Source organism: Pseudomonas sp. FH1, from assembly GCF_000510895.2.
GTDB classification, from domain to species: domain Bacteria; phylum Pseudomonadota; class Gammaproteobacteria; order Pseudomonadales; family Pseudomonadaceae; genus Aquipseudomonas; species Aquipseudomonas azotoformans_A.
This window is the reverse complement of sequence record NZ_AOHM01000037.1, coordinates 1-5,448: the sequence shown is the minus strand read 5'-3', so window position 1 is coordinate 5,448 and position 5,448 is coordinate 1. Positions and strand designations below refer to the sequence as shown.

Sequence of the window (5,448 nt, the reverse complement as noted above, 5' to 3'; positions counted from 1 at the left end):
CGGGATGGGATCAGGTGGTTCCAATGCTCTATGGTCGTCAAGAAATTCGGGTACTGAGTCGTGGCAGGTGCCTCGCTTCAGCAAATTGGGTATGTGACAGCTTTCGGTGTTTTGTGAGATTCGAACTTTCGGTTCTATCGTCTTCACACACCGCAATCTGATGCTCTTTCGAGTAGTCAAATTGCTTGGGTGTTATATGGTCAAGCCTCACGGGCAATTAGTATTGGTTAGCTCAACGCCTCACAGCGCTTACACACCCAACCTATCAACGTCGTAGTCTTCGACGGCCCTTCAGGGAACTCAAGGTTCCAGTGAGATCTCATCTTGAGGCTAGTTTCCCGCTTAGATGCTTTCAGCGGTTATCTATTCCGAACATAGCTACCCGGCAATGCCACTGGCGTGACAACCGGAACACCAGAGGTTCGTCCACTCCGGTCCTCTCGTACTAGGAGCAGCCCCTCTCAAATCTCAAACGTCCACGGCAGATAGGGACCGAACTGTCTCACGACGTTCTAAACCCAGCTCGCGTACCACTTTAAATGGCGAACAGCCATACCCTTGGGACCGGCTTCAGCCCCAGGATGTGATGAGCCGACATCGAGGTGCCAAACACCGCCGTCGATATGAACTCTTGGGCGGTATCAGCCTGTTATCCCCGGAGTACCTTTTATCCGTTGAGCGATGGCCCTTCCATACAGAACCACCGGATCACTAAGACCTACTTTCGTACCTGCTCGACGTGTCTGTCTCGCAGTCAAGCGCGCTTTTGCCTTTATACTCTACGACCGATTTCCGACCGGTCTGAGCGCACCTTCGTACTCCTCCGTTACTCTTTAGGAGGAGACCGCCCCAGTCAAACTACCCACCATACACTGTCCTCGATCCGGATAACGGACCTGAGTTAGAACCTCAAAGTTGCCAGGGTGGTATTTCAAGGTTGGCTCCACGCAGACTGGCGTCCACGCTTCAAAGCCTCCCACCTATCCTACACAAGCAAATTCAAAGTCCAGTGCAAAGCTATAGTAAAGGTTCACGGGGTCTTTCCGTCTAGCCGCGGATACACTGCATCTTCACAGCGATTTCAATTTCACTGAGTCTCGGGTGGAGACAGCGCCGCCATCGTTACGCCATTCGTGCAGGTCGGAACTTACCCGACAAGGAATTTCGCTACCTTAGGACCGTTATAGTTACGGCCGCCGTTTACCGGGGCTTCGATCAAGAGCTTCGCGTTAGCTAACCCCATCAATTAACCTTCCGGCACCGGGCAGGCGTCACACCCTATACGTCCACTTTCGTGTTTGCAGAGTGCTGTGTTTTTAATAAACAGTCGCAGCGGCCTGGTATCTTCGACCGGCATGAGCTTACGGAGCAAGTCCTTCACCCTCACCGGCGCACCTTCTCCCGAAGTTACGGTGCCATTTTGCCTAGTTCCTTCACCCGAGTTCTCTCAAGCGCCTTGGTATTCTCTACCCAACCACCTGTGTCGGTTTGGGGTACGGTTCCTGGTTACCTGAAGCTTAGAAGCTTTTCTTGGAAGCATGGCATCAACCACTTCGTTAACTAAAAGTTAACTCGTCATCAGCTCTCGGCCTTAGAATCCCGGATTTACCTAAGATTCCAGCCTACCACCTTAAACTTGGACAACCAACGCCAAGCTGGCCTAGCCTTCTCCGTCCCTCCATCGCAATAACCAGAAGTACAGGAATATTAACCTGTTTTCCATCGACTACGCTTTTCAGCCTCGCCTTAGGGACCGACTAACCCTGCGTCGATTAACGTTGCGCAGGAAACCTTGGTCTTTCGGCGTGGGTGTTTTTCACACCCATTGTCGTTACTCATGTCAGCATTCGCACTTCTGATACCTCCAGCAAGCTTCTCAACTCACCTTCACAGGCTTACAGAACGCTCCTCTACCGCATCACTTACGTGATACCCGTAGCTTCGGTGTATGGTTTGAGCCCCGTTACATCTTCCGCGCAGGCCGACTCGACTAGTGAGCTATTACGCTTTCTTTAAAGGGTGGCTGCTTCTAAGCCAACCTCCTAGCTGTCTAAGCCTTCCCACATCGTTTCCCACTTAACCATAACTTTGGGACCTTAGCTGACGGTCTGGGTTGTTTCCCTTTTCACGACGGACGTTAGCACCCGCCGTGTGTCTCCCATGCTCGGCACTTGTAGGTATTCGGAGTTTGCATCGGTTTGGTAAGTCGGGATGACCCCCTAGCCGAAACAGTGCTCTACCCCCTACAGTGATACATGAGGCGCTACCTAAATAGCTTTCGAGGAGAACCAGCTATCTCCGAGCTTGATTAGCCTTTCACTCCGATCCACAGGTCATCCGCTAACTTTTCAACGGTAGTCGGTTCGGTCCTCCAGTTAGTGTTACCCAACCTTCAACCTGCCCATGGATAGATCGCCCGGTTTCGGGTCTATTCCCAGCGACTAGACGCCCTATTAAGACTCGCTTTCGCTACGCCTCCCCTATTCGGTTAAGCTCGCCACTGAAAATAAGTCGCTGACCCATTATACAAAAGGTACGCAGTCACCCAACAAAGTGGGCTCCCACTGCTTGTACGCATACGGTTTCAGGATCTATTTCACTCCCCTCTCCGGGGTTCTTTTCGCCTTTCCCTCACGGTACTAGTTCACTATCGGTCAGTCAGTAGTATTTAGCCTTGGAGGATGGTCCCCCCATATTCAGACAAAGTTTCTCGTGCTCCGTCCTACTCGATTTCATGACTAAGAGATTTTCGCGTACAGGGCTATCACCCACTATGGCCGCACTTTCCAGAGCGTTCCGCTAATCTCAAAGCCACTTAAGGGCTAGTCCCCGTTCGCTCGCCACTACTAAGGGAATCTCGGTTGATTTCTTTTCCTCAGGGTACTTAGATGTTTCAGTTCCCCTGGTTCGCCTCTTACGCCTATGTATTCAGCGTAAGATAACCATCTTATGATGGCTGGGTTCCCCCATTCAGACATCTCCGGATCAAAGTCTGTTTGCCGACTCCCCGAAGCTTTTCGCAGGCTACCACGTCTTTCATCGCCTCTGACTGCCAAGGCATCCACCGTATGCGCTTCTTCACTTGACCATATAACCCCAAGCAATCTGGTTATACTGTGAAGACAACATTCGCCGAAAATTCGATAATACTCAAAACTGAGTAACTCACAAATTTTACCTTAGCCTGATCCGTTACCAGTGAAAGTAACGTTCAGTCTATCTTTCTATCACATACCCAAATTTTTAAAGAACGATCTAATCAAAGACTAGAAATCAACATTCACCATCATTTTGATGGAATGCTCATTTCTAAGCTTTCAAACTTCAGAAGCAGTAGTGGTGGAGCCAAACGGGATCGAACCGTTGACCTCCTGCGTGCAAGGCAGGCGCTCTCCCAGCTGAGCTATGGCCCCGTATTTCTACAGGCGTTTCCCACACAAAATTGGTGGGTCTGGGCAGATTCGAACTGCCGACCTCACCCTTATCAGGGGTGCGCTCTAACCAACTGAGCTACAGACCCAATTTCGGGCTGCTTCTTATCGTCTTCTTCAATGAATCAAGCAATTCGTGTGGGAACTTATGGAGCAGCTGATGTCGTCGATTAAGGAGGTGATCCAGCCGCAGGTTCCCCTACGGCTACCTTGTTACGACTTCACCCCAGTCATGAATCACACCGTGGTAACCGTCCTCCCGAAGGTTAGACTAGCTACTTCTGGTGCAACCCACTCCCATGGTGTGACGGGCGGTGTGTACAAGGCCCGGGAACGTATTCACCGCGACATTCTGATTCGCGATTACTAGCGATTCCGACTTCACGCAGTCGAGTTGCAGACTGCGATCCGGACTACGATCGGTTTTATGGGATTAGCTCCACCTCGCGGCTTGGCAACCCTCTGTACCGACCATTGTAGCACGTGTGTAGCCCAGGCCGTAAGGGCCATGATGACTTGACGTCATCCCCACCTTCCTCCGGTTTGTCACCGGCAGTCTCCTTAGAGTGCCCACCATTACGTGCTGGTAACTAAGGACAAGGGTTGCGCTCGTTACGGGACTTAACCCAACATCTCACGACACGAGCTGACGACAGCCATGCAGCACCTGTCTCAATGTTCCCGAAGGCACCAATCTATCTCTAGAAAGTTCATTGGATGTCAAGGCCTGGTAAGGTTCTTCGCGTTGCTTCGAATTAAACCACATGCTCCACCGCTTGTGCGGGCCCCCGTCAATTCATTTGAGTTTTAACCTTGCGGCCGTACTCCCCAGGCGGTCAACTTAATGCGTTAGCTGCGCCACTAAAAGCTCAAGGCTTCCAACGGCTAGTTGACATCGTTTACGGCGTGGACTACCAGGGTATCTAATCCTGTTTGCTCCCCACGCTTTCGCACCTCAGTGTCAGTATTAGTCCAGGTGGTCGCCTTCGCCACTGGTGTTCCTTCCTATATCTACGCATTTCACCGCTACACAGGAAATTCCACCACCCTCTACCATACTCTAGTCAGTCAGTTTTGAATGCAGTTCCCAGGTTGAGCCCGGGGATTTCACATCCAACTTAACAAACCACCTACGCGCGCTTTACGCCCAGTAATTCCGATTAACGCTTGCACCCTCTGTATTACCGCGGCTGCTGGCACAGAGTTAGCCGGTGCTTATTCTGTCGGTAACGTCAAAATTGCAGAGTATTAATCTACAACCCTTCCTCCCAACTTAAAGTGCTTTACAATCCGAAGACCTTCTTCACACACGCGGCATGGCTGGATCAGGCTTTCGCCCATTGTCCAATATTCCCCACTGCTGCCTCCCGTAGGAGTCTGGACCGTGTCTCAGTTCCAGTGTGACTGATCATCCTCTCAGACCAGTTACGGATCGTCGCCTTGGTGAGCCATTACCTCACCAACTAGCTAATCCGACCTAGGCTCATCTGATAGCGCAAGGCCCGAAGGTCCCCTGCTTTCTCCCGTAGGACGTATGCGGTATTAGCGTCCGTTTCCGAACGTTATCCCCCACTACCAGGCAGATTCCTAGGCATTACTCACCCGTCCGCCGCTCTCAAGAGAAGCAAGCTTCTCTCTACCGCTCGACTTGCATGTGTTAGGCCTGCCGCCAGCGTTCAATCTGAGCCATGATCAAACTCTTCAGTTCAAACATCTTTGGGTTTTTAAGAAACCCTAAACTTGGCTCAGCAATCGTTGGTTACATCTTTGATTTCTCGCGGAGTAACTTGTGATGCTGATAATCTTGTTGACTATCAGTCTGACTCCACAAGCACCCACACGAATTGCTTGATTCAGTTGTTAAAGAGCGGTTGGTTAAGATCTTTCGTCTCAACCGAGGCGCGCATTCTACAGCAGCCTCATTTGCTGTCAAGTGATTATTTTCAGAAGCTTTCGAAGATTTCTTCAACAACTTCAACCACTTGCGCTTCCGATCTCTCGTCAGCGGGAGGCGAAT

The 5,448-nt window shown here is 51.0% G+C and carries 2 tRNA genes and 2 rRNA genes; all 4 read right to left on the bottom strand.

The annotated features are described in order from the left end of the window. Nucleotides 1-196: 196 nt before the first annotated feature. Nucleotides 197-3,088: ribosomal RNA gene (locus tag H096_RS13215) — 23S ribosomal RNA — on the bottom strand. A 249-nt stretch (nt 3,089-3,337) separates the two neighbouring features. Then, a tRNA-Ala gene (locus tag H096_RS13210) sits at nt 3,338-3,413 on the bottom strand. A gap of 30 nt (nt 3,414-3,443) precedes the next feature. After that, nucleotides 3,444-3,520, bottom strand: a tRNA-Ile gene (locus tag H096_RS13205). 82 nt (nt 3,521-3,602) lie between these two features. Further along, nucleotides 3,603-5,139: ribosomal RNA gene (locus tag H096_RS13200) — 16S ribosomal RNA — on the bottom strand. Together the 16S and 23S rRNA genes with 2 tRNA genes alongside form the textbook arrangement of a ribosomal RNA operon. Nucleotides 5,140-5,448 lie beyond the last annotated feature (309 nt).